The following is a 25,117-nucleotide window of genomic DNA, read 5'->3' on the forward strand; positions in this document are numbered from 1 at the left end:
TCGGATGGGTGCAGAGTACGCGGAGGTCGCGCGATGGGGGAATCCCCGTCTCACCGGGCGTCGGTGAGACGGGCCTCCGCCGCGCGCCACGCCGCCTGGCCGCCGGACGGCTCGTAGCGGGTCAGCGGCTGGGTACGGGCGAGCAGCCGGCGCATGTCCGTACGGTCGCCGACGAGGCCGTGGGCCCTCGCCTGGACGAGGACGTTGCCGAGCGCGGCGGCCTCGGCCGGACCCGCCACCACCGGCAACCCGCAGGCGTCGGCGGTGAGTTGGCACAGCAGCTCGTTGCGCGTCCCACCTCCCACGATGTGCACGGCGTCGACGGAGTGCCCGGCGAGCCGCTGGGCGTCCGCCACCGCCCGCCGATGGGCGAGGGCGAGGGAGTCGAGGATGCAGCGGGTGATCTCGCCCGGAGTCCCGGGCACCGGCTGCCCGGAGGCCCGGCAGGCCTCGGCGATCCGCTCCGGCATCCGCCCGGGCGCCAGAAATGCCGCGTCCCCCGCGTCCACCACGGACCGCAGCCCCGGTGCCTCGCCCGCCGCCCGCAGCAGGTCGCCCAGATCGGGGTTCCCCCAGGCCCGTACGCACTCCTGGAGCAGCCACAGCCCCATGATGTTCCGCAGATAGCGGACCGTGCCGTCGAGCCCCAGCTCATTGGTGAAGTTGGCGGCCCGGCTCTCCTCGGAGAGGACGGGCGCGTCCAGCTCCAGGCCCGCCAGGGACCAGGTGCCGGTGCAGATGTAGGCGAAGCGCTCGTCCACCGCCGGAACGGCGGCCACCGCGGAGGCGGTGTCGTGCGACCCGACCGTGGTCACCGGCACCGGCCCGGTGAGCCCGGTCTCCTCCAGCACCTCGGCCCGCAGCACGCCCGCCGGATCGCCGGGCTGCCGCAGCGGCGCGAACAGCCCGAGATCGATGTCCAGCCTCCGCGCGATGTCATGGGCCCAGTCGCGGGTGCGGGGGTCGATCAGCTGGGTGGTGGAGGCGTTGGTCAGCTCGGTGCCGGCCTCGCCCGTCAGCCAGTACGTCAGCAGGTCCGGGATGAGCAACAGCCGCTTTGCGGCGGCCAGTTGGCGGGTGTCGCGGGCTGCCGCCAGCTGGTAGAGGGTGTTGAAGGGCGCGTACTGCAACCCGGTCGCCGCGTACAGCTCGGCGGCCGGGACGGACGCCCACACCTTCTCCGCGACACCCTCGGTGCGGGTGTCGCGGTAGTGCACCGGGTTGCCCAGCAGGGCACCGTCGGCATCCAGCAGGCCGTAGTCCACGGCCCAGCTGTCGATGCCGACGGAGGACAGTTCTCCACCGCAGTGGGCACCGGCCGCCCGCAACCCGTCGAGGACACCCCCGTACAGCGCGAGAACATCCCAGCGCAGCCCCTCGGGCACCCGCACGGGCCGGTTCACGAACCGGTGCGCCTCGGCCAGCTCCAGCGTGTCGGACCCGACCCGGCCGACCATGACGCGCCCGCTGGACGCGCCGAGGTCGACCGCGGCGTACGACTTGACGGTCCGGCTCATCGCAGGAAGGCGGCGGCGACGCCGGCGTCGACCGGCACGTGCAGCCCGGTGGTGTGCGTGAGCTCGCCACCGGTGAGCGCGAACACGGCGTTGGCGACGTGCGCGGGCAGCACCTCGCGCTTGAGGATGGTCCGCTGGGCGTAGAACTCGCCGAGCTTCTCCTCCTCGATGCCGTACGTGGCCGCACGCTGCGCGCCCCACCCACCGGCGAAGATCCCGGAGCCGCGCACCACACCGTCGGGGTTGATGCCGTTGACCCGGATGCCGTGCTCGCCGAGCTCGGCGGCGAGCAGCCGCACCTGGTGCGCCTGGTCGGCCTTGGTGGCGGAGTAGGCGATGTTGTTCGGTCCGGCGAAGACGGCGTTCTTGGAGGCGATGTAGATGATGTCGCCGCCGAGTTCCTGCGCGATCATCACCCGCGCCGCCTCACGCGAGACGAGGAACGAACCGCGCGCCATGATGTCGTGCTGCAGGTCCCAGTCGCGGGCCGAGGTCTCCAGCAGCGGCTTGGAGATGGAGATCCCCGCGTTGTTGACGACCAGGTCCACACCGCCGAAGGCCAGCGCGGCGGCCTTGAACGCCTCGGCGATCTGCTCCTCGGACGTGACGTCCACGGTGACGGCGACAGCCTTGTCGGACCCGCCGAGCTCCTCCGCCACAGCCTGGGCGTTCTCGGCGTTGAGGTCGGCGACGACGACACAGGCACCCTCGGCGACCAGCCGCTCGGCGATGGCCTTGCCGATGCCGCTGCCCGCGCCGGTGACAAGAGCGACCCGAGTGGCCAGCGCCTTCGGCTTCGGCATCCGCTGGAGCTTCGCCTCCTCCAGCGCCCAGTACTCGATCCGGAACTTCTCCGACTCCTCGATCGGCGCGTACGTCGAGACCGCCTCGGCCCCGTGCATCACGTTGATCGCGTTGACGTAGAACTCGCCGGCCACCCGGGCGGTCTGCTTGTCCTTGCCGAAGCTGAACATGCCCACGCCCGGGATCAGCACGATCGCCGGGTCGGCGCCGCGCATCGCGGGGGAGTCGGGCAGGGCGTTGCGCCCGTAGTAGGCCGCGTACTCCTCGCGGTACTCGGCGTGCAGCTCCTTGAGCCGCGCGATGGCCTCGTCCAGGGGAGCGGCGGCCGGCAGGTCGAGGACGAGCGGCCTGACCTTGGTGCGCAGGAAGTGGTCCGGGCAGGAGGTGCCGAGGGCCGCCAGCCGGGGGTGCTCGGCGCGCGACACGAAGTCCAGCACGACGTCCGAGTCGGTGAAGTGCCCGACCTGCGGCTTGTCCCGCGAGGCGATGGCCCGCACGTACGGTGCGAGCGCGGCGGCCCGCTCACGCCGCTCCTCGGGCGCGAGGGCCGCGTACCCCTCGACCACCGGGCCGAACGGCTCGGCCCTGCCGCGCTCGGCCAGGAACGCCTCGGCGGTACGGATGATGTGCAGCGAGTTCCTCTCGCACTCCTCGGCGGTGTCGCCCCAGGCGGTGATGCCGTGTCCGCCGAGGATGCATCCGATCGCCTGCGGGTTGTCGGCCTTCACGGCGGCGATGTCCAGCCCGAGCTGGAATCCGGGGCGCCGCCACGGCACCCACACCACGCTGTCCCCGAAACACTCGGCGGTCAGCTTCTCCCCGTCGGCTGCGCAGGCCAGCGCGATACCGGAGTCGGGGTGGAGGTGATCCACGTGCGCGGCGTCCACGAGCCCGTGCATCGCGGTGTCGATGGACGGAGCCGCTCCGCCCTTGCCGTGCAGGCAGTAGTCGAACGCGGCGACCATCTCGTCCTCGCGCTCGACGCCCGGATAGACCCCCTTGAGCGCGTGCAGCCGGTCCAGCCGCAGCACGGCCAGCCCACCCTCGGTCAGGGTGCCCAGGTCACCCCCGGACCCCTTGACCCACATCAGCTCGACATCACCACCGGTGACGGGGTCGGTGTCGGTCCCCTTCGCGGACGTGTTCCCACCCGCGTAGTTGGTGTTCCGGGCGTCAGCACCGAGCCGACGGGACCGAGCGATGAGGGCGGCGGCTTCAGGATGGGTAGCCATGCGTGTTCAATCCTTACGTGATGTGTAGCGCCCCGACAGGGGCGCGGGGAACTGCGCGACAAGCCACGACGAACCGGCAGCCTGCGCCAAACCGAACCAGGCGGACGGAGCCCCAGAACCTAGGCTCCCCACCCCGCCTGCTCCCCACCAACCCGCTCCGCAGCGATCTTCGAACCCCACCCGGACCGGGCATACGCGGCGATCGGATCCCCGTCCAGCCCCAGCTCCTCCCGAACCTCCACGAGCAACGGCCGGACATCCGTGTTGTACGCGTCCATCAGCACCGCGTTGGCGGCCAGCACATCCCCGGCACGCTGAGCAGCAGCCAAGGCCACCCCGTCAACAAGGAGTGCCTTGCCCGTCGCCTCCTGAACGTTCATCACCGACCGGATGATCGCCGGAATCTTCGCCTCGATGTTGTGGCACTGGTCCAGCATGAACGCCACCTCGGGAACGAACCCTCCGCCCCGGATCACCTCGTACATGATCCGGAACAGCTGGAACGGGTCCGCCGAGCCGACCATCAGGTCGTCGTCCGCGTAGAACCGCGAGTTGAAGTCGAACGCGCCGAGCTTCCCCTCGCGCAGCAGTGTCGCGACGATGAACTCGATGTTGGTCCCGGGCGCGTGGTGCCCGGTGTCGACCACGACCTGTGCCTTCGGACCGAGCTTGAGGCAGTGCGCGTACGCCGTGCCCCAGTCCGGGACGTCGGTCGCGTAGAAGGCCGGCTCGAAGAACTTGTACTCGAGGAGCATCCGCTGGTCGTCGCCGAGCCGCTCGTACACCGCGGCCAGCGCCTCGGAGAGCCGGTCCTGCCGTTCACGGATGTCGTCCTGGCCGGGGTAGTTCGTCCCGTCGGCGAACCACAGCTTCAGGTCCTTGGACCCGGTGGCGTCCATGATGTCGATGCATTCGAGCAGATGGCCGAGCGCCTTGCGCCGAACCACCGCGTCCGGGTGACAGATGCTGCCGAGCTTGTAGTCGTCGTCCTGGAAGGTGTTCGAGTTGATCGCGCCCAGCTTCAGGCCGCGCTCCTGCGCGTACTTGGCGAGAGCCGCGTAGTCCTCGACCTTGTCCCACGGAATGTGCAGGGCGACGGTCGGCGCGACTCCGGTGAAGGCGTGCACCTGGGCGGCGTCGTCCAGCTTCTCGAAGGGGTTCCGGGGGACACCGGGCTGGGCGAACACCTTGAAACGGGTCCCCGAGTTCCCGTACGCCCATGACGGCGTTTCGATGGCCTGGGCCTTGAGAGCGGCCTTCACCGCGCTGAGCTCGGTCACTTCAGGACTCCTGTGACATCGGGTCGGAACGACTGCTGGTAATCAGCACGCGGAACGACGGTCTGATGAAACGATTCAGAACGGGAAGCTATGAGCCGCCCGAAGGGGTGTCAAGTCCTCTGACCGATTCGGGCCTCCGTGACTTGCCTGTGACCTTCAATTATCGAAAGAATTTCGACACAGACCCATTGACGTGACATGTCTCCCGTGTCTAACGTCCCGGCAACCCAGTTGAAACCTTTCACGACGTCGTGAGGCCAGTCCCACAGGCGTCGTCGAGGAGCCCTCATGACCCACCCGTCCGACCCGGGGCCGGCCCCTGTGCTGGCACTCAAGGACATCTCGAAGTCCTTCGGTGCGGTGCGTGCCCTGCGGGACGTCTCCATGCAGCTGTTTCCCGGCGAAGTGCACGCACTCGCCGGTGAGAACGGCGCCGGTAAGTCCACTCTCATCAAGACGCTCGCCGGGGTGCACCGACCGGACGCCGGCCAGGTGCTGCTCGACGGCGCGCCCGTCGTCTTCCACGGTCCCGGCGACGCCCGCGACGCGGGTATCGCCGTGATCTACCAGGAGCCCACGCTCTTCCCGGACCTCTCGATCGCCGAGAACATCTTCATGGGCCGCCAGCCCCGGCGCGCCCTCGGCCGGATCGACCACAAGGCCACCCACGCGGCGACCGCCGCGCTGATGCGGCGACTCGGCGTCGAACTCGATCCCGACCGCCCCGCCCGCGGCCTGTCCATCGCGGACCAGCAGATCGTCGAGATCGCCAAGGCGCTCTCCTTCGACGCCCGCGTCCTGATCATGGACGAGCCGACCGCGGCCCTCACCGGCAGCGAGGTCGCCCGCCTCTTCGGCGTAGTGCGCACCCTGCGCGAACAGGGCGCCGCCGTGCTGTTCATCTCGCACCGGCTGGAGGAGATCTTCCAGATCTGCCAGCAGGTGACGACCCTCCGTGACGGTGCCTGGATCGCCAGCGAGCCGATCGACGGCATGACCGAGGACGATCTCGTACGCCGGATGGTCGGCCGCGATCTCGACGAGCTCTACCCGAAGCAGGACGTGGAGGCCGGCGAGGTCGCACTCAGCGTGCGCCGCCTGACCCGTGAGGGCGTCTTCACCGACATCTCCTTCGACGTCCGCCACGGCGAGATCGTGGGCCTCGCCGGCCTCGTAGGCGCCGGCCGTACCGAGGTGGCACGCGCCGTCTTCGGCATCGACCGCTGGGACGCGGGCGAGGTCGAGGTGGACGGCACCCTGCTGACGAACGGCGCCCCCTCCACGGCGATGGCCGCCGGGCTCGCCCTCGTCCCCGAGGACCGCCGCGCCCAGGGCCTGGTGATGGACATGTCCATCGAGCGGAACATCGGCCTCACGGGTCTTCGTACGACCGTCAGGGCCGGGCTGATGGACCGGGGCGCCGAGCGCAGCCGCTCCCTCGACTGGGCCGTGAAGCTCCAGGTCAAGTACGCCCGTATCGCCGACACCGTCAACACGCTGTCCGGCGGCAACCAGCAGAAGGTCGTCCTGGCCAAGTGGCTCGCCACCGGCCCGAGGGTGCTGATCGTCGACGAGCCCACCCGGGGCATCGACGTCGGCACCAAGGCCGAGGTGCACCGCCTGCTCAGCGAGCTGGCCGCCGACGGGGTGGCCGTGCTGATGATCTCCTCCGACCTGCCCGAGATCCTCGGTATGGCCGACCGCGTGCTCGTGATGCACGAAGGCCGCCTCGCCGCCGAGATCCCGCGCTCCGAAGCAACCGAGGAAACGGTGATGGCCGCAGCCACCGGGAGGGCCGCCGCATGACGGTGACCGCTCCCAATCCCGCCCCCGCCGCAGAGGTGCCCAAGTCCAGTGGCACCCGGCTGGTGGACCGCGTCTTCAAGATGCGCGAACTCGCCATCCTGGTCGTCTTCCTGGTGATGATCGCCGTCACCCAGGCCGGCAACAGCGAGTTCCTGTCCGAGCAGGGCATCAAGGACCTGCTGCTGAACGCGACGATCCTGGTCCTGGTCGCCACCGGCCAGTCGCTGGTGGTCATCACCCGCAACGTCGACCTGTCGGTCGGCTCGACGCTCGGCATCAGCGCCTTCGCCGCCGGCCTCTACCTCCAGGACGGCGGAAACCCCGTCGTGGCCATCGCCCTGGCCGTCCTCCTGGGCATCGGCTTCGGGCTCCTCAACGGACTGCTCGTCAGCTTCGGCCAGGTACCCGCCCTCGTCGTCACCCTCGGCACGCTCTACATCATCCGCGGCATCGACTCCATCTGGGTCGGCTCCCGGCAGATCACGGCGGCCGACCTCCCGGACGGATTCGTCGACTTCGGCTCCGGCGGCATCACGGCGGTCCCGTACCTCGCGCTGATCGCGCTCGCCGTACTCATCGCCACCGCCTACTACCTCAGGCAGTTCGGCAGCGGCCGTGAGCTGTACGCGCTCGGCTCCAACCCCGAGGCCGCCCGGCTCGCCGGCATCCCCGTGCGCAAGCGGATCCTCACCGCGTACACCTTCTGCGGCGCCCTCGCCGGACTCGCCGGCGCGCTCTATCTCGCGCGGTTCGGCAACGTCGACTCCAGCACGGGCAACGGCTACGAACTCACCGTCGTCAGCGCGGTCGTGGTCGGTGGTGTCGTCTTCACCGGCGGCTCGGGCAGCGTCTACGGGGCCGCGCTCGGCGCCCTGCTGCTGACCTCCATCAACAGCGTGCTGCCCGCCCTCGGCGTCAGCTCGGTGTGGGTCATGGCCATCAACGGCATCCTGCTCATCCTCGCCATCGCGGTCGACCGGATCGTCGCCCTGCGCGTGGCGTCCGCCCTGAAGAAGAGGAACGCCCGCCATGGCTGACTCGTCGCTCGCGCGTGCCGTCCGCGGGGCCTCCTTGAAAAGGTGGGATTCCGCCGTCGGCGTCCTCCTCGTCGTCGTCCTGCTGCTGTCCTTCGGCTTCGTGGACGGGTTCGGCAACGGGCTCAACCTGTCCTTCCTGATCGGCAACACCCTCCCGATCGCGCTCATCGCGCTGCCCATGACCCTCCTCGTCGTCTCCGGCGAGATCGATCTGTCCGTCGCCTCCACCGCGGGACTCTCCGGGGCGGTGATGGGGGCCCTGTGGAACCAGGGCCTGACGATCGAGGTGATCATCCCGATCTGCCTGGTCCTCGGAGTCGTCTGCGGGCTGATCAACGGGCTGCTCGTCACCCGCCTCGGTCTGCCCTCGCTCGCCGTCACCATCGGCACCATGGCCGCCTACCGGGGCATCGCACAGATCGTGCTCGGCTCCGACGCGGTGACCGACTTCCCCACCCAGTACCTGGACTTCGCCGCCGGACGCATCGGGGACACCTTCATCCCGTACGCCCTGCTGCCTTTCCTGGTGCTGCTCGCGATCGCCGTGGTCGTGCTGCACGCCACCCCGTTCGGCCGCTCGCTGTTCGCGATCGGTGCGAACGAGGAGGCGGCCCGCTTCGCCGGCCTCCGGGTCAAGCGGCAGAAGCTGATCCTGTTCGCGGTGACCGGTCTCACCGCCTCCCTCACCGGGATCTTCTGGGCGCTGCACTACGCCAGCGCTCGCTATGACAATGCCACCGGGCTCGAACTGTCCGTCATCGCCGCCGTGTTGCTGGGTGGCATCGACTTCGACGGAGGCAAGGGCACGCTCGGCGGTGCGATTGCGGGAGTCTTCCTGCTCGGTGCGCTGCAGAACGTGATGAGCCTGCAGGATGTCTCGGCCCAGTCGCAGATCGTCGTCACCGGCATTCTGCTCGTGCTGTCCGTGCTTGGACCTCGGGTCGCTCGGCAGGTCTCGCTGGCAAGGGCGTCTCAAAAGCTTACGTAGCAGGCCGTTCGTAAGGTGCCGGTCCGTCGTGGCTGGTCGCGCAGTTCCCCGCGCCCCTGCAAAGGGGCACTCCACTCACCCTCTGTTCTAAGGAACCCTCATGCGCAAGTCATCCGTCCGCCGGGCCTCCGCGGCTCTCGCCGCTGCCACCTCCCTCGCTCTGGCGCTCACCGCCTGTGGTGGCACCACCAAGAACGACGTCAAGGACGAGGGCGCCTCGGCCGCCGCGACCGGCAAGGCCGACCCGAACGCGGCCACCAAGAAGGGCCTGACCGTCGGCTTCCTGCCGAAGCAGGTCAACAACCCGTACTTCACCTCCGCCGACAAGGGCGGCGAGGAGGCGCTGAAGGCGCTGGGCTCCAGCTACAAGGAGGTCGGCCCCAGCAGTGCCACCGACACCTCCGGGCAGGTCTCCTACGTCAACACGCTGACGCAGCAGCAGGTCGACGCGATCGCCGTGTCCGCGCAGGACCCGGGCGCCCTGTGCACCGCGCTCAAGCAGGCCATGAAGAACGACATCAAGGTCGTCACCTACGACTCGGACACCAAGACGGACTGTCGCAACGCCGCCGTCTCGCAGGCCAGCGCCGAGGACCTGGGCCGTACCGAGGTGCAGCTGCTCGCTGAGCAGATCGGCTACAAGGGCGAGATCGCGATCCTGTCCGCCGCCCAGACCGCGACGAACCAGAACATCTGGATCGACTTCATGAAGAAGGAGCTCGCGGACCCGAAGTACAAGGACATCAAGCTGGTCAAGGTCGCGTACGGCAACGACGACGCCCAGCAGTCCTTCCAGCAGACCCAGGGCCTCCTCCAGGAGTACCCGAACCTGAAGGGGATCATCTCCCCGACCACCGTCGGCATCAAGGCCGCCGCCCAGTACCTGTCCGGCTCGAAGTACAAGGGCAAGGTCAAGCTGACCGGCCTCGGCACCCCCAACGACATGCGCAAGTACGTCAAGAACGGCACCGTCGAGGGCTTCGAGCTGTGGGACCCGGCGAAGCTCGGCGCGCTCGCCGCGTACACCGCTGTCGCGCTGGTCTCGGGTCAGATCACCGGCAAGGAGGGCGAGACCTTCAAGGCCGGCGACATGGGCGAGTACACCATCGGCAAGGACGGCGTGATCAGCCTCGGCAAGCCGACCGTGTTCACCAAGGACAACATCGACCAGTTCAACTTCTGATTCCCGGGGGCTGTTGATGCAACGCGTGTGCTTTCTGCTGAAGGTCCGGGCGGACCGCCTCGACGAGTACCGCGAGCGGCACGCCGCCGTGTGGCCCGAGATGCTCGACGCACTCTCGGCCACCGGCTGGCACAACTACTCGCTCTTCCTGCGCGAAGACGGCCTGCTGGTCGGCTACTTGGAGACCGAGGACTTCGCCGCCGCCCAGGCCGGCATGGAAGCCGCAGAGGTCAACGCCCGTTGGCAGGCGGAGATGGCGCCGTTCTTCGAATCGCTGGACGGCGCCCGTCCCGACGAGGCCATGAAGCCCCTCACCGAGGTGTTCCACCTCGCCTGATCACCCCCGCTCCGCTCAACTCCCCTCATTTCGCAAGACAACGGAGTCCCCGAGATGAAAAGACGTACGCTGCTGGGCGCCGCCCTCGCCGGTGCCGTCGTGACCCCCGCCCTCGCCGTCGGCAGCGCCCGCGCCGCCGACCCCGGCCCCTCGGTCACCCAGACCGGCAACACCACGCTCGACTCCCAGGCCGTCTTCTTCGTGTCCTACGACGGGCTGGTCAACAACAACTCGTTCCAGAAGAACGGCCTGCTGACCTACAAGGGCTACCAGTACGCCGTCTGGTACACCGCCGACAAGAACGCCGTCGTCGGCCGCCGTGTCCTCGGCGGCACCACCTGGGCGACGGTCCAGGTCGGGCACACCCTCAAGTCGAGCGACTCGCACAACGTCATCTCCATGGGCGTCTCCAAGGTCGACGGCCGCCTCCACCTCAACATGGACTCGCACAGCGACGGCTTCACCTACGTCAAGTCGGTGGCCGGGCTCATGGACAACCCCTCCGGGCTCAGCTGGATCGCGTCCCGCTTCGGCACACCCCAGTCGACGCTCGACGGACTCGCGCTGACCTCGCAGTTCACCTACCCGCAGTTCGTCTCGACGCCCGACGGCAAGCTCCAGCTCAGCTACCGCGCCGGCATCTCCGGCAACGGGCGCAACGCGATCGCCGAGTACGACGGCACCTCCTGGACCAACCTCGGCGAGTGGTCCAGCTCCACCGGCACGTACACCAGCGAGCACGGCTCGTCGACGGTCCGCAACATGTACCTGCACGGCATCGACTACGACAAGAACGGCCGCCTGCACTCGTTCTTCACCTGGCGCGAGCAGAACGGCGCCGTCATGTGCAACAGCGGCGGCATCACCAACCACGACACCGGTTACGTCTACTCCGACGACCGGGGCCGCACCTGGCGCAACAACGCGGGCACGCTCGTCGGCACCACCGGCGGCTCCGACAAGGTCGCCGTGACCGACAGCGGCCTGGTGGTCGACGCGCTGAACCCGGACCACTCCCTGATGAACCAGGAGAGCCAGTTCACCGACTCGTCCGGGCTGCCGCACGCGATCATCAGCTACGTACCCGGCCGCTTCGGCCAGTGCACCACCAACTACGTCGCCAACCGCACCGCCAACGGCCGCGCCTTCCACCTGCGCAAGAACTCCGCCGGCACCTGGCAGAAGACCGAGATCCCGGTCCCGCTGAACTCCAGCCAGCGCACCAAGCTGGTCCTCGACAAGTACGACAACGCCTACGCGATCTTCCCGTTCGGGCGCATAGCCGGCGCCTCGAAGTCCTCCGGGTACACCGACTGGACGGTGCTGTTCGACGGCAGCGGTCTGAACGCCTTCGGCGAGGTCGTGGTCGACGAGACGCGGATCGCCCAGGACAACGTCCTGTCGGTTCTCTACCAGGTGACGTCGAGCGGTACGACCCCCTCGGCCCTCCATGTCGTCGACTTCCGGCTTCCCTCGTGACCGGAATGATCAGCGGATTAGTCAAGGCCGGGCAGGCGGCTAATGTAAAGGTCTGCCCGGCATCGCTCGTTTCTCTGGAGGTCCCCGCCTGATGGCCCAGCCGGTGGGTATCAAGGACGTCGCACGTGCCGCCGGAGTCTCCGTCGGTACGGTCTCGAACGTCATCAACCGCCCGGACTCGGTCGCCACCGAGACCCGTGCCCGTGTGCTGTCCGCGATCGACCGCCTCGGGTACGTCCGCAGCGAGTCGGCCCGTCAGCTGCGCGCAGGGCGCAGCCGGATCATGGGCCTGCTGGTCCTCGACATGGGGAACCCCTTCTTCGTGGACGTGGCGCGCGGTGCCGAGCGGGCCGCGCGGGACGCCGGGCTCGGCGTGATGGTCTGCAACAGCGCGCAGAGCGCCGGGGAGGAGGCCGACTACCTGTCGCTCTTCGCCGAGCAGCGGGTGCGCGGTGTGCTGCTCACCCCGGCCGACGCGACCGGCCGCAACATCGACGCGTTCCGCCGCCACGGCATCCCGTTCGTCCTCGTCGACCGGGTCGCCGAGGGCACCACCGAGTGCTCGGTGTCCGTGGACGACGTCGCGGGCGGCGCACTGGCCGTACGCCATCTCGTCGACGCCGGACACCGCTCCATCGCGTACGTCAGCGGACCGCCCGGCTTCAACCAGGTGCGCGACCGCCGCACGGGTGCCATGAACGCGCTATCCGAGGCCGGCCTCAGCCCCACGGCGCTGCGCGAGCTGCCCACCGAGCGTCTCGACGTCGCCGCGGGCCGGGACGCGGGCGCCCGTCTTCTGGGCCTCGCCGACCGCCCGACCGCCGTCTTCTGCGCCAACGACCTGCTCGCCCTCGGCGTCCTGCAGGCCATGTACGCGGCCGGGGTCGGCGTCCCGGACGATCTCGCTATCGTCGGCTACGACGACATCGAGTTCGCCGCAGCGGCGGCCGTCCCGCTGACCTCCGTCCGCCAGCCCGCGGTGACCATGGGCGCCCTGGCCGCGGAACTCCTCCTGGAGGAGACCGAGACGGAGGCGGAGTCCGGGTCGAGACGTCACTCCCACCGCAGGGTCGTCCTCCAGCCCGAGCTGGTGGTCCGGCGATCCAGTCTGTCGGCCCGCTGACCTGGCACTGATCCGCGATTCAGTACCGGATCGCGCACGGCAGCATGATCCCGGGGCTCGGCAGCGCCCCGGACATGTGCTGAACTGGGGCGGCCTGGAATCCAACCGTCTCGGGAGCCCCGTTGACCGTCAGCTACCGCCAGCCCGGTGTCGTCCTCACCGACCGCCGTTTCACCGTGCCCCTGGACCACGACGACCCCGGGGGCGAGACCATCGAGCTGTACGCCCGCGAGGTCGTCGCCGGTGACAGGGCGGGCCGGGACGACCTGCCGTGGCTGCTCTATCTCCAGGGCGGTCCGGGCTTCGGGGCGAATCGTTTCGTCGGCCAGGGGGCCTGGCTCGGCCGTGCTCTGGAGGAGTTCCGTGTCCTCCTTCTGGACCAGCGCGGCACCGGCGCCTCCAGCCCCGCCAACCGCCAGACGCTCCCGCTGCGCGGCGGGCCGGCCGAGCAGGCCGTTTACCTGACCCGTTTCCGCGCGGACTCGATCGTCCGGGACTGCGAGGCGATACGCCCCTCGGTCACCGGTGGCGCCCCCTGGACCGTCCTCGGCCAGAGCTTCGGCGGCTTCTGCACGGTGAACTATCTGTCGACGGCGCCCGAGGGCCTGACCGCCGCGCTGATCACCGGCGGCCTCCCCTCCCTCGACGGGCACGCGGACGACGTCTACCGGGCCGCCTATCCCCGTATCGAACGCAAGGTCGCCGCGCACTACGCGCGTTACCCCCAGGACGTCGAACGGGCGCGGCGGATCGCCGAGTACGTGATCGGGCACGAGCCGGTCCTGCCGAACGGCTATCGCCTGACCGCCGAGGCCTTCCAGTCCCTCGGCATCCTCCTGGGCGGCGGCGAGGGCAGCCACCGGCTGCACTACCTCCTGGAGGACGCCTTCGTCCGCACCCCGGGCGGCGCGGCCCTGTCCGACGCCTTCCTGGAGGAGGTCCAGGGCCTTCTGTCGTACGCCGCCCATCCGCTGTACGCCCTCGTCCACGAGGCCATCTACGGCCAGGACGGCCGCCCCACCGACTGGTCCGCCGAGCGGGTGCGCGCCGAGTTCCCGCAGTTCGACGCGGGCAAGTCCCTCGCGGGCGACGGCCCGTTGCTGTTCACCGGCGAGTCCGTCCACCCCTGGATGTTCGACGTCGACCCGGCCCTGCGCCCCCTGCGCGAGACCGCGGATCTCCTCGCCGCCCATACCGACTGGCAGCCCCTGTACGACCGTTCACGCCTCGCCGGCAACGAGGTCCCGGTCGCCGCGGCCGTCTACCACGACGACATGTACGTCGACACGGGCCACGCGCTGGAGACCGCGCGGGCCATCGGAGGGCTGCGGACCTGGGTGACGGACGAGTTCGAGCACGACGGGGTGCGGGCGGGCGGTCCCCGGGTGCTCGACCGGCTGCTCGCCCTGACCCGCGACGAGGTGTGACGGCGACCGGTCGCTCAGGCGGCGACGGCGATTCCGCCGCCGCGCAGCGGGCCCACGGCCCGTCCGTCCGGCAGGAGTTCACCTGTGTCGTCGAAGACGATGGTGCCGTTGCAGAGCAGGTTCCAGCCCTGCTCCGGGTGGGCGGTGACGATGACGGCCGCGTCATGGTCCGGGCTGTCGACGGACGGGCACGGAGGCTGGTGTGTGCACATGGTCTCTCCCGCGTCTCAAGGTTCTGTCTCTGTAATAGCGGAGGTTGTTTTCCTCTGTATGTGGAGACACCGACACGCCGGGAAATTCATCTGTGAGGTCGAGACTCAGACAGTCGCCAACTCCGTGCCGGGGGACCGGCGTTCGAGGTGCAGCCGCAGTCCCTCCGGTATCACCGTCAGCCGTTCCGCCACCCGCAGCCGGTAGTCCGGGTCGGGCTTGAGGTCGTAGCGGCGCAGGAGCAGGCCGAGGACGAGCGTCGCCTCGTGCAGCGCGAACTGGCGGCCGATGCAGGCCCGGGCCCCGGTGCCCCAGGGCTTGAACGCGTGGGCGGGGCGGGCCCGCACGGCCGCCGCGTCGAAACGGTCCGGGTCGAAACGGCTCGCGTCGGCGCCCCAGACGGCCGGGTCGCGGTGCAGCAGCGGAGCGAGGACCAGCGTCCAGGCGCCCTCGCGCATCGGATGTTCGCCGCCGAGCACCGTGTCGTGGCGGGCCTCGCGGGCGAAGCCGGGTGCCGTCGGCCACAGCCGCAGCGACTCGTCGAGCACCCGGCGCACATACCGCAGTTTGGCGACCTGGTCGTAGCCGGGGACGGCCGTCCCGCCCCAGACCCGGTCGACCTCGGCGCGGGCGCGGTCGGCGACCTCGGGGTGCCGGGACAGGTAGTGCAGGGCGAAGGAGAGCGCGCCGGACGTCGTCTCGTGGCCCGCGATGAGGAAGGTCAGAACCTGTCGGCGCACGTTCTCCGGCGCGAGGCGTTCACCGGTCTCCGGGTGGGTCGTGTCGAGCATGCGGTCCAGCAGGTCGCCGGTGCCGCCCCCCGCGCCGTCCGACGCTCGGCGGGCCCGGATCAGCTCGTCGACCGTGCGGTTGAGGTACGCCATGCCCGCCTCGTTGCGGCGGGTGGCCCGGCGCAGCAGCAGCGGGGCGAGCGGGGCGGGGACGATGTTCAGATACTGCGCGTGGTTCAGGGCGCCCACCATCGCCGTCACGAAGGGGTGCGGGCGCTCGCGTTCGAAGGAGCCGAAGTCGTGCCCGAAGCCGGTGCGCGCGATCGTCTCCAGGGTCAGCTTCGTCATGTCGCCGGGCACGTCCACCGCACGGCCCGCCGTCAGTTCCCGGTCCCAGTGGTCCGTGAGCCGCTCGGCCACGGCCAGCATCATCGGGTGGTAGCCCTCCATCGCCTCGCGGCTGAATCCGGGAGCGAGGACGTCGTGCGCCAGCTGCCAGTTGGGCTCGTCGTTGTACGCGGTGAACAGGCCGTCCCCGGCGACCGGACGCAGATTGGCCACCCCGAGGCCCACATGTTTGGCGAAGCGCGACTCGTCCGCCAGATCGGCGGTCAGATCCGCGCCCCACACGAACACGATCTCCTTGCCGAACGCCCTGCGCCGGAAGATCGGCCCCAGGGGCAGCCCGATCCGCATCGAGTCCTGGAGAGGCGTACGGGGGCTGACACCGACCAGGTCGCCGAGCAGCGGGATCCGGTGCGGCGGACGCGGGATCCGGTGCAGCTCCGGCCAGCCCAGCTCGGCACTGCGGAATCCCCTGGACGGAGCGGTCCGGGTCGCCGTCTCGGTCATGACGCCATCTCCCTTGATGCAGCGGCGTGTTGATCCTGTTGTACGTGGATTCAATAGCGGGGTCAGTCTGATCCCGCTGTTGAACCGACGTCAAGTAAAGTGCGGGCATGGCCGCGAAAGAGGGGCAGCGCACACGTCGGCGGTTGAGTACCGGCGAGCGTCGGGAGCAGCTCCTGTCGGTCGGCGCTCGACTGTTCTCGGAGAGTCCGTACGACGACGTGTGGATCGAGCAGGTCGCCGAGATCGCCGAGGTCTCGCGCGGGCTGCTCTACCACTACTTCCCGACCAAGCGGGACTTCTTCGCGGCGGTCGTGGAGCGCGAGAGCGAGCGCATGCTGCGGATGACGGTCGCCGTGCCGGGCGTTCCCGCGCGCCAGCAGCTGGACGCGAACCTCGACGCCTTCCTCGCGTACGTCGAGGAGCACGCGCACGGTTATCGCGCCTTCCATCGCGCCGACGCGTCCGGCGACCAGGCCGTGCGGAAGGTCTATCAGCGGGCGCTGGCCGCGCAGGAGCGGCAGATCCTCGCGGCCCTGGCGGCCGACCCGGAGTTCGGGCGGCTGTCCGACGAGCGGCCCGACCTGCGGCTCGCCGTCCGTGGCTGGCTGGCGTTCACGACCGCCGTGTGCCTGGAGTGGCTGCGCGGCTCGGACCTGTCCCGGCAGCAGGTGCGGGATCTGTGCGCGCGGTCGCTGCTGGGCACCCTCGCGCCCTGACGGCGGTCGGCCACCGGTACGGAATCGCACGGGATCGCGGTAGATGGTTGGCGTACACCCGGATCTTCGATAGGTTAGGCAAGGCTTACCTAAGGAGATCTGGGATGGGTGACAGTCAGACCTGGACGGCCGCGCCCGCCGCGGCGGAGCTCGCGCGTTCGGTGCTCGCGGCGTCGTGGTCCTGCGCGGTGACCGCGGACGGTGGACGCGAGGAGTTCGTCGGCGCGCACACCGTCGGCGAGGACGGACGGGTGGTCCTGGACGTACCGGCGGACAGCACACTGCTCGCCGCCGCCGTCTTCGCCCCGCGCGGCGAGCCGTCGGCCGTGCTGGAGTTCGCCGACGTCTCGCCCGTCCCCGTACGCAACCGGATCCGCGCCCGGCTCTGGATGGCCGGCTGGTTCGCCGTCGAGGGCGAGCAGCTCGCGTTCCGTCCGACGCGCGTGGTGCTGCGCCGGACCTCCGGGGCCACCGTCGTCGACCTGGACGAGTTCGCCGCCGCCGCGCCAGACCCGCTGGCCATGGCCGAGGCAGGGCTGCTGACCCACCTCGCCGACTGCCACGGCGACGCCGTCGAGCGCCTCACCCGCCTGGTCGAGCGGGACAGTCTGCACGGCGCCGTGAAGGTCCAGCCGCTCGCCGTCGACCGGCACGGACTCACCCTGCGCATCGAGCGCGCCCGCACCCACGGCGACGTACGGCTGGCGTTCCACCAGCCCGCCGACACCGTCTCCCAGCTCACCGAGCGCATGCACATCCTGCTCACCCAGGCCGGCGCCGCCTCCTGCCCGCGCGCGCTACAGCGGCAGCGCGCAGACGACGACGGGTGACGCGAACGGCTCGCCCGCGAGCCGCAGTTCACCGCTCGCTCGGTCGACATGGAAGACGCTGACCGTACTCGAGCGCTGGTTCGCCGCGAACAACAGGTTCCCGGACGGCGAGAGGGCGACGTGGCGCGGAAAGTCGCCCGCGACCGGCACCGTGTCGAGGAGCCGGAGCCGGGCACCGCCCGCCTCCACCGCGTACCGCGTCAGACTGTTGTCGCCGCGGTTCGCCAGGTACGCGTACCGCCCGTCCGCGGTCACCACGAACTGGGCCGGGTAACTCGTGCCCTCACCCGTCCCCGTGGACTGCGCCTCCCCGATGTCCAGGCGCCCGGTCGCGGGGGAGTAGCCACAGACCGCGACCGTGTTGTCGACCTCGTCGGCGAGGTACGCGTACCGGCCGCCGGGGTGGAAGGTGAGATGGCGTGGGCCCGCGCCCGGGCGGGTCCGAGCGCGGGAGACCTCGGTGAGCGTGCCGTGCGCGAGGTCGAGACGGTATGTGTAGACCGCGTCCGTGCCCAGATCGACCGCGAGGACATGACCACCGTCGGGGCCGGTGAGGAACTGGTGCGCGTGCGGGCCCTGTTGACCCGGGCCCGGCGCCGGACTGGTGTGGGTGACCAGATCGGTGCGCTCGCCCAGCGCGCCCGAGGCGTCGACGGGGTGCACCGCCACACTGCCGGAGCCGTAGTTGGCGCTGAGCAGCCACCGGCCGCTCGGATGGACGGACAGATGGCACGGCCCCGAGCCGCCGGTGCTCCGGGTGCCGAGCACCCGGTGCCGCCCGTCCTCGCCGCCGAGCCGGATCGCGGTCACGCCGCCGTCCTGGCGCTCGTTCACCGCGTACAGGGTGCGGCCGTCGGGATGCGCGGCGAGGTAGGAGGGGTCGCTTACGCCCGTGAGGGTTCCGGCGCCGGTGACACGGCCCGAGACCGGGTCGTAGGCGGCGAGACCGATGCCGGCGCCGCCGCCCTCGACGGAGGTGTAGGTGCCGAGGAAGAGGGGGCGCGGAGCCGCCGGACGACGGGTGTCCGGCGCGGGCGACGGCGTGCGTGCGGGCGCGTCGGCGGACTCCACCGGTGCGGACGCCATCGCCCGCACCGGGACGGACGCCGTCGCTGCCGTCCCGGCCGCCGCGCCCACGAAACGGCGCCTGCTCCAGCCGCCGCGCATGCCCCGCGCCGGTTCCGTACCACCGCTCATACCTGCACCCCGGGTCTCGGTCGCCTCAGTCGCTCATCGGCAACTCTGACGTGGATCACCCGGCATATGCAAGAAGAGCAATGCGCGTTGCGCATACTGCAACGTCGGCAGGAGGGCGGTGCCTTACCAGTCCCCGTCCTCCACCGGCTTGCCCGTCAGCGGCTTCACCTGACCGGGCGACGGTGCCTGCCAGGGCTCGTGGTCCTCGCCGAGCCAGTCGCCGACCGGCTGCACGGCCGCCAGAGGGTCCGTGGGGGCGAGGTCCTCGGCGTCCTGGTCGAAGTAGTCGAACCAGGGCAGCCCGGCCCGCGTGTAGGCCGCCCGGTCGACGGGCGACGGAGGCGGGGCCTCACCGGTGATGCGGCGCCACTCGGGCGGCGTCACGAGGTGCACGAACACGCGTCCGGCAGGGCGCTCGGACCACGCCGTGAGCGGGCGGTCGTCCCGGTAGACCTCCTGGCGCATGGAACCCCCGACGCCCAGACCCATCGCCGCCCCCGACCGCTGCGGCCCCGCCATGCCGCCGGGCGCCGGCGGGGCGGCCATCGCCATGGGTGCCATCGGCACGGCCCCGCCGTAACCCCCGGTCGAAGCGATCGCCGCCCGCGCCCGCTCCGCCCGCCGCTGCTCCTCCTCGCGCCACTTCGCCAGTTCCGCGTCGGTCAGCGCGAACGACTGGAGCTGTACGCCGCCCGACACCTCCTCGCCGGTGACCTGGCCCTCGACGGTGGCCCCCAGTCCGAGCGGCACCGCCACGAACTGGCGGACCGTGCCCTTGCCCGAGTTGATGCCGTCCAGCCAGGGCTGACGCGGCAGCACCACATAGTTCTGCGGCTTCCTCGACAGCCGGTCGCTCCACGGCTCGCCCGACACCGCGCACACCTTGCCCACACCCACCTGCAACGCGGCGGGCTGGACCGTGCCCCCGAAGCTCAGCCACATCGCCTCGCGCAGATACACCGGCAGCAGCACGCCGCCGCGCGCCCGCCAGGCCTCCGGCACCGTGTCGGCGTAGTCGGCGACCCGGCGGACCGGGAACTCGCCGAGCCCCGGCGGCAGCGGATGCGTGCCGGTCTCCGGCAGCCGGAGGGTGCGGATGAACCGAACGGCCACACCGCCCGGCAGCCTCAGTGTGTTCCCGTCGATCCGCACATCGGAGTCACCCATGCGCAGCCCCCTCAATCCCGGTTGGTGCCAGTCGTCCTGTTCATGTGACTTCGTCACATAGAACGCTGTGACACCGGCTTGCGGTTCCTGCCCGGCACGCGCACGTGCTTGGTGTACTTCCGCAGCCGGGTCACCCAGGGCATCCGCTCCCGCTCCTCACGGGTGCAGCGGTCCAGCTCCTCCAGCAGCCGCCGGGAGCGGTGCTCGGTGTCCAGCTCGTCGAGGATGCGGTTGACCTCGGTCAGGACGGCGCCGTGCAGTTGCCACTGGGCAGCGATCCGACCGTTCTGCTGGATCTCCGCCAGGAGCAGCTGGGCCAGCTTGTCGCGGGTGGCCGTCGCGGCCCGGAGTTCGGTGGCGAGCCGGGTCTCCGCCGACTCGGCGCTGACGCTGACGTCGGTGGTGACGAGGACCGCGAAACTGACCACGGCGTCGGCGATCTCGGCCAGCAGCCGCTCCAGCGCGGCGCCCGTCTCCGGGGCGAACAGCGGGTCGGGGTCGCGTTCCTTGGCCAGGTCGGTGAGGCTGCGGGCGAGGACGCGCAGGACGACCGTGCAGATCTCCAGCGTGTCCAGGCCGGTGCGCAGCACCACCCGGTGCAACAGGCCCTCCCGGACGCGCGGATTGAGCCGCAGGCTGTCCTCGGCCTGTTTCAGGGCCGCGTCCACCTCGACGATGTCGTGGTCGAGCCGGCGGGCCTCGTGCAGACGGGCGGTCGCGTGGTCCACGGGGGTGCGGCCGGCGGCCTCCTCGCCCATGCGCAGCATCAACTGCCGTACCCGGCGCGCCAGCCCCTCGATGGACTCGCCGGCCGCGTCCACCCACACCGGAGGCGCGAACAGCAGGTTGAAGGCGAGCCCGACGACAGCGCCGATCACGGTCTCCAGGACCCGCGACCAGGCCGTGTCGCCGACCCGGGTGACCCCCAGCACCAGCATCGCGCTGATCGCCACCTCGGGCACGAACTCGCTGACCCGCACCAGATGCCCGACGGCCAGCGAGGCCAGGATGATCAGTCCCAGGCTCCACCAGGTCAGGCCCACCAGGACACTGAAGCCGATCGCGATGACGACCCCGGCCACCACGGAGTTCACCCGGCGGATGCCGGTGGTGATGGTGGCGTAGAGGGTGACCTGGACGACGAGGAGCGCGGTCAGCGGGGCGGTGAGCGGCGCGGCCTCGGGACTGAAGCGGAGCGCGACGACGTACGCGATCGTCGCGGCGGCCGTCGACCGCAGGGACTGGACGACCACGGGCTCGCGGTGCTTCCGCACGAACCGGACGACGGAAGCCGTCCACTCACCAGGTACCACTCGCATGCGCGCGCACGCCTCCCTTCCCGCCTCCGGCAAACGGACCGAGCGTACTCACCGGAGTCCCCTGGCGCGCGGGATGCGGAGGGAGGCATTCCTCACGTGATCAGGGATGTTTGCCTCGTTGACCAAAAAATTGTGGATCTTCGGGGCCGCCGGGTGATCTCCTGGTCGGCATGGTGGACGACCCCGATTCCGCGCACGCGCAGGCCCTCCGACATGTCGCCGCCCTCTCCGCCGGCCCGGCCGTGCCCCCCGACCTCAGGGTGACCCTGAACTTCCACCCCGACCGGACGGTCCGCGAACTGCCCCTGCTGCGGGCGCTGGCCCAGGACGGCTTCTACCGCTCGCAGTTCGTGACCGGTACCAGCAACGGCGGGCTCACCGCCCGTCCCGGCGGCGACCGCTGGCGCTGGGAGAGCCGGATGTTCGCCGGGGCGTACGACAGCGCACCCGCCCAACAGCGCCCGGTGTACGGCGCGTTGAACTTCCGTCGCCAAGTCGTGGGCGCCGCACCGAGGTTCGGCTCCTCGCACTTCCGGCTGACCGGGGCCGCACTCGCGCGGGCCACCTTCTGCTACCCGGACAGCGCGGCGGAACCCGTCCACTTCGGGGTCGCCGCCGGTATGTCCCTCGTCGCCCTCGCCGAGGCGGACACCCAGGACGCGCTCGACGACTACATCGAGGCCCAGGTGCACGGCCCCGTCGCGCTCGACCGGGACGTCGAGGCGCTGGTCCTCGACGCGAGCTATCGCGGCACCCCGGTGGAGAAGGCGGCCCGCGCCCTGGCCGTACCGCTCGAATGGCACCCCGGATACCGGCTCACCGTAGGGGAGTTGCGTCACCACGCCGACTACCGGGGACCCGAGTACGTCGAGCTGGGCGCCCGGATCGCCGAGGACGGCCGTCTCGACCCACGGATCATCGGTGACGCGGTGCGCACCGGACGCCATGAACTCCAGCACCTGAAGATGGTCTGGCACTGCCTCGCCCGGTTCGGCGCCCCCGAGGGCGCGGGTACCGCCTTCTCCGCCTGGCTTCCCTAGTGCCCTCGGGTTTGTTCACGGCGGGCGAGTCCGGCCGGCAGCGTGTTCCGTACCCTGTTCCAGTGCCGTACGCACGGTACGGGCGCGGCTGGTCGAGGCAGGGGAGGCACGGACGGTGACCGATTCGTGGGAGCGGGCCAGGCAGGTGCTCGTAACGGCGGGGCTGCCCCCGGACCACCTCGCGGACCGCCGTCCGCTCACCGGCGGGACGTACAACACCGTCGAGGAACTCCGGCTGGCCGACGGCAGCAGCTACGTCCTGAAGATCCCACCGCCGGAAACGGTCCCGGGGCTGCGTCACGAGTCCCGACTGCTCGTATCCGAGGCGGAGTTCTACCGATCCGCCGCCCCGGTCGGCGTCCCGGCGCCGAGTGTCGTGGCGGTCGGGGACGGTCACCTGCTGATGACCGCCTGCCCGGGCGCCCCCTGGGACGACTCCACGACCGGCGCCGAGCAGGAGCTCCTGAGAGGCGAACTGGGCGGCCTGGTGGCACGCCTGCACCAGGTCACCGGGCCCGCCTTCGGCTACCCCTCCGGCGCCCTCGGGCCCCTCGCCCCCGACTGGCGTACGGCCTTCACGGGGATGCTCGACGCCGTGCTCGACGACGCCGTCCGCTACGAGGCATGGCTGCCGGTTCCGGCGGACGAGGTGGCCCGTGCCCTCCGGGACTCGTACGACGCCCTTGACGAGGTCACCGTTCCCCAGCTGGTCCACTTCGATCTCTGGCAGGGGAACATCCTGGTGGACCGTTCGACGGGGGCGCCCCGGATCGGCGGACTCATCGACGGTGAGCGCATGTTCTGGGGCGACCCGGTGGCCGACTTCGTGTCCCTGGCTCTGCTGGGGGACATCAGGGGCGACGAGGCGTTTCTGAGGGGTTACCGGCAGGCGGGAGGACGGGTCGAGTTCGACGAGGCGACCTGCCGGCGGCTCGCCCTGTACCGCGCCTACCTGTACCTGATCATGCTGATCGAGACGGTGCCGCGGGCCGTGGGGGAGGAGCGCGTGCGATGGACGCGGGAGGTGGTGGGGCCAGCGCTGATGGACGCGCTGACGGATCTCCCCGGTTCCACCGTCCGGACGGCGCCGGAGGCAGGGTCCGACCGCGGGAGATGATCGCGCCATGAACGAGATCATCCTGATGTCGGACGCGAAGGTTGCCGCCGTGCCCGTCGAGGAGTGCGGTGAGCGTCTGGTGGAGGTGCGAGGCGCCCTGCTCACCGACGACCGGAAGCAACAGGATTCCGGTGGCGCCCAGTTCCGTCTGCGTCAGGGCGTACTGGACCGGCTGCTCGACGCGCAGGCCCTGCTTCCCGACGGACTGCGGCTGCTGTTCGTCGAGGGCTACCGGCCGCCCGCCCTGCAACGCCGCTACTTCGAGGAGTACTCCGCCGAGCTGCGGGCCCAGCACCCGGACTGGCCCGCCGACCGGCTCCGCTCCGCCGCCAGCCGCTATGTCTCCCCGCCCGAGATCGCCCCGCACAGCGCGGGCGCCGCCGTCGACCTGACCCTCGTCGACGCCGACGGCCACGAACTCGACCTGGGCACCGCCATGAACGCGAACCCCGAGGACAGCGCGGGCGCCTGCTACACCCACGCCGACAACATCGGCGACGAGGCCCGCGCCCACCGGGAGATCCTGGGCAAGGCCCTGAGCGGGGCCGGCCTCGTCAACTACCCCACGGAGTGGTGGCACTGGTCCTACGGCGACCGGTACTGGGCGCTGACGACCGGCGCCCCCACCGCGCTGTACGGCCCCGCGGAACTCGACGCGGGGTCCTCCTGATCACTGGTCCATCGGCTGACGGGGGAAATGGCCCAGTCGGCCCAGTGGCCCGCCGGACAAGTGGCTAGACCGCGAACGCGTCGACGCCGGTCAGACGCGCCGACAGCTCCCACAGCCGGGCCGCCTGCTCGGCGTCGACCGCGTAGTCCCGTACGCCGCTGCTCTGGTCGCCCGGAGTCGCGAGCTCGGCGATGTCGCAGTCCTCGCAGTAGACGCCGCCCGTCGTGGCCAGCTGCGGAGAGGTCGCGGCCCAGACCTGGGTGGCCGCACCCTGCTCGGGTGTCTTGACGCCCGCCAGGTCGGCCAGGTTGCCCTCGGCGTCCCGCCAGCCGCGCTCGATCTGCTCGGCGATCGGGATGTGACGCTGGAGCGGGGTGAAGATGGCACCGGGGTGGAGCGAGAAGGCCCGTACGCCCTTGTCGCGGCCCAGCCTGTCCAGGTGGACGGCGAACAGGACGTTCGCCGTCTTGGCCTGGCCGTACGCCTCCCACTTGTCGTAGTCGCGCTGCCAGTGCACGTCGTCCCAGCGGATGCCGGAGAAGTGGTGGCCGCGCGAGGAGACGGAGACGACACGTGCGCCGCCGGGCTCGATGGCCGGCCACAGCCGGTTGACGAGCGCGAAGTGGCCGAGGTGGTTCGTCGCGAACTGGGCCTCCCAGCCGGGCCCGACCTGGGTCTCGGGGCAGGCCATGATCCCGGCGTTGTCGATCACGATGTCGAGGGTGCGTCCGGAGGCGAGGAAGCGGTCGGCGAAGACGCGCACGCTCTCCAGGTCGCCGAGGTCGAGCGCGTCCACCTCGACGCCCTCGACGTCGGCCAGTGCCTCCCTGGCGGTCTCCGGGCGGCGGGCGGGAACGACGACCCGGGCACCCGCCCTGGTGAGCGCGCGGGTCGTCTCCAGGCCAAGGCCCGAGTAGCCGCCCGTGACGAGGGCGAGCCGCCCGGAGAGGTCGATGCCCGCGAGGACGTCGTCGGCGGTGCTCCGGGCGTCGAAGCCCGAGCCGATCTTGTGCTGTGCGGTGGTCATGCCCGGCACGCTACGAATTGGAGTGCGC

At 70.7% G+C, this 25,117-nt stretch carries 22 protein-coding genes; 13 read left to right on the forward strand and 9 right to left on the reverse strand.

The genetic code is table 11. The annotated features are described in order from the left end of the window. Positions 1-50: 50 nt before the first annotated feature. The 3 genes from OHN74_RS39285 to rhaI all read right to left on the reverse strand — a co-directional run bounded on the left by OHN74_RS39285 (position 51) and on the right by rhaI (position 4,833). Positions 51-1,517 carry a rhamnulokinase gene (locus tag OHN74_RS39285; RefSeq protein ID WP_327699328.1) on the reverse strand — a complete coding sequence of 489 codons (1,467 nt, stop codon included), beginning with the start codon at positions 1,515-1,517 and terminating at the stop codon, positions 51-53. Beyond that, positions 1,514-3,553: a bifunctional aldolase/short-chain dehydrogenase gene (locus OHN74_RS39290; protein ID WP_327699329.1), complete on the reverse strand. Its 2,040-nt coding sequence runs from the start codon at positions 3,551-3,553 to the stop codon at positions 1,514-1,516. Before OHN74_RS39290 ends, OHN74_RS39285 begins: the two co-directional genes overlap by 4 nt. Positions 3,554-3,672: 119 nt before the next feature. Continuing rightward, the gene (rhaI, locus tag OHN74_RS39295) at positions 3,673-4,833 is read right to left on the reverse strand and encodes an L-rhamnose isomerase (RefSeq protein ID WP_327699330.1); all 1,161 of its coding nucleotides are present in this window, start codon (positions 4,831-4,833) and stop codon (positions 3,673-3,675) included. A 288-nt stretch (positions 4,834-5,121) separates the two neighbouring features. Between rhaI and OHN74_RS39300 the strand changes: the two genes are divergently transcribed. From OHN74_RS39300 to OHN74_RS39335, 8 genes are all read left to right on the forward strand, one after another. Then, entirely contained in the window at positions 5,122-6,639 is a 1,518-nt protein-coding gene (locus OHN74_RS39300; protein WP_327699331.1) for a sugar ABC transporter ATP-binding protein, read from the forward strand. Then, positions 6,636-7,676, forward strand: a complete 1,041-nt coding sequence (locus OHN74_RS39305; RefSeq protein ID WP_327699332.1) for an ABC transporter permease — start codon at positions 6,636-6,638, stop codon at positions 7,674-7,676. Before OHN74_RS39300 ends, OHN74_RS39305 begins: the two co-directional genes overlap by 4 nt. Continuing rightward, complete coding sequence (locus OHN74_RS39310; RefSeq protein WP_327699333.1) at positions 7,669-8,664, forward strand: ABC transporter permease; 996 nt, start codon at positions 7,669-7,671, stop codon at positions 8,662-8,664. Before OHN74_RS39305 ends, OHN74_RS39310 begins: the two co-directional genes overlap by 8 nt. 100 nt (positions 8,665-8,764) lie before the next feature. Continuing rightward, positions 8,765-9,847 (forward strand): rhamnose ABC transporter substrate-binding protein, encoded by a 1,083-nt coding sequence (rhaS, locus tag OHN74_RS39315; protein WP_327699334.1) that lies wholly within the window; start codon positions 8,765-8,767, stop codon positions 9,845-9,847. Between the two features lie 16 nt (positions 9,848-9,863). Continuing rightward, complete coding sequence (locus OHN74_RS39320) at positions 9,864-10,184, forward strand: L-rhamnose mutarotase (RefSeq protein ID WP_235472834.1); 321 nt, start codon at positions 9,864-9,866, stop codon at positions 10,182-10,184. A 54-nt stretch (positions 10,185-10,238) separates the two neighbouring features. Beyond that, entirely contained in the window at positions 10,239-11,663 is a 1,425-nt protein-coding gene (locus tag OHN74_RS39325; RefSeq protein ID WP_327699335.1) for a BNR repeat-containing protein, read from the forward strand. Positions 11,664-11,754: 91 nt separating this feature from the next. Beyond that, positions 11,755-12,786, forward strand: a complete 1,032-nt coding sequence (locus OHN74_RS39330) for a LacI family DNA-binding transcriptional regulator (protein ID WP_327699336.1) — start codon at positions 11,755-11,757, stop codon at positions 12,784-12,786. A 122-nt stretch (positions 12,787-12,908) separates the two neighbouring features. Then, positions 12,909-14,213 (forward strand): alpha/beta fold hydrolase, encoded by a 1,305-nt coding sequence (locus tag OHN74_RS39335; protein WP_327699337.1) that lies wholly within the window; start codon positions 12,909-12,911, stop codon positions 14,211-14,213. Between the two features lie 14 nt (positions 14,214-14,227). On the opposite strand, the gene OHN74_RS39340 is transcribed toward OHN74_RS39335, so the two are convergent. Continuing rightward, positions 14,228-14,425 carry a DUF5999 family protein gene (locus OHN74_RS39340; protein ID WP_327699338.1) on the reverse strand — a complete coding sequence of 66 codons (198 nt, stop codon included), beginning with the start codon at positions 14,423-14,425 and terminating at the stop codon, positions 14,228-14,230. 105 nt (positions 14,426-14,530) lie between these two features. Further along, positions 14,531-16,006, reverse strand: a complete 1,476-nt coding sequence (locus OHN74_RS39345) for a cytochrome P450 (RefSeq protein WP_327699339.1) — start codon at positions 16,004-16,006, stop codon at positions 14,531-14,533. Between the two features lie 107 nt (positions 16,007-16,113). Between OHN74_RS39345 and OHN74_RS39350 the strand changes: the two genes are divergently transcribed. Continuing rightward, on the forward strand, positions 16,114-16,722 hold the full coding sequence (locus OHN74_RS39350) for a TetR/AcrR family transcriptional regulator (protein ID WP_327699340.1): 609 nt from the start codon (positions 16,114-16,116) through the stop codon (positions 16,720-16,722). A gap of 104 nt (positions 16,723-16,826) precedes the next feature. Further along, positions 16,827-17,552, forward strand: a complete 726-nt coding sequence (locus OHN74_RS39355) for a DUF2470 domain-containing protein (RefSeq protein ID WP_327699341.1) — start codon at positions 16,827-16,829, stop codon at positions 17,550-17,552. Here the strand turns inward: OHN74_RS39355 and OHN74_RS39360 are convergent. From OHN74_RS39360 to OHN74_RS39370, 3 genes are all read right to left on the reverse strand, one after another. Continuing rightward, positions 17,520-18,749, reverse strand: coding sequence for a lactonase family protein (locus OHN74_RS39360; RefSeq protein ID WP_327699342.1), 1,230 nt, complete (start codon positions 18,747-18,749; stop codon positions 17,520-17,522). The genes OHN74_RS39355 and OHN74_RS39360 overlap by 33 nt on opposite strands. 123 nt (positions 18,750-18,872) lie before the next feature. Further along, positions 18,873-19,916, reverse strand: coding sequence for a hypothetical protein (locus OHN74_RS39365; RefSeq protein ID WP_327699343.1), 1,044 nt, complete (start codon positions 19,914-19,916; stop codon positions 18,873-18,875). Positions 19,917-19,969: 53 nt separating this feature from the next. Next, positions 19,970-21,235, reverse strand: coding sequence for an FUSC family protein (locus OHN74_RS39370; RefSeq protein WP_327699344.1), 1,266 nt, complete (start codon positions 21,233-21,235; stop codon positions 19,970-19,972). A gap of 170 nt (positions 21,236-21,405) precedes the next feature. On the opposite strand from OHN74_RS39370, the gene OHN74_RS39375 reads away from it, so the two are divergent. The 3 genes from OHN74_RS39375 (at position 21,406) to OHN74_RS39385 (ending at position 24,062) form a co-directional block, all read left to right on the forward strand. Further along, on the forward strand, positions 21,406-22,275 hold the full coding sequence (locus OHN74_RS39375; protein WP_327699345.1) for a DUF3626 domain-containing protein: 870 nt from the start codon (positions 21,406-21,408) through the stop codon (positions 22,273-22,275). Positions 22,276-22,390: 115 nt separating this feature from the next. Beyond that, positions 22,391-23,392, forward strand: coding sequence for a phosphotransferase family protein (locus OHN74_RS39380; protein WP_327699346.1), 1,002 nt, complete (start codon positions 22,391-22,393; stop codon positions 23,390-23,392). Between the two features lie 7 nt (positions 23,393-23,399). Continuing rightward, a complete protein-coding gene (locus OHN74_RS39385; protein ID WP_327699347.1) occupies positions 23,400-24,062 on the forward strand; it encodes a M15 family metallopeptidase in 663 nt (220 codons plus the stop codon). A gap of 64 nt (positions 24,063-24,126) precedes the next feature. On the opposite strand, the gene OHN74_RS39390 is transcribed toward OHN74_RS39385, so the two are convergent. Continuing rightward, positions 24,127-25,089 (reverse strand): SDR family NAD(P)-dependent oxidoreductase, encoded by a 963-nt coding sequence (locus tag OHN74_RS39390; RefSeq protein ID WP_327699348.1) that lies wholly within the window; start codon positions 25,087-25,089, stop codon positions 24,127-24,129. Positions 25,090-25,117 lie beyond the last annotated feature (28 nt).

The sequence above is a fragment of the Streptomyces sp. NBC_00459 genome (genome assembly GCF_036013955.1).
Classification (GTDB): domain Bacteria; phylum Actinomycetota; class Actinomycetes; order Streptomycetales; family Streptomycetaceae; genus Streptomyces.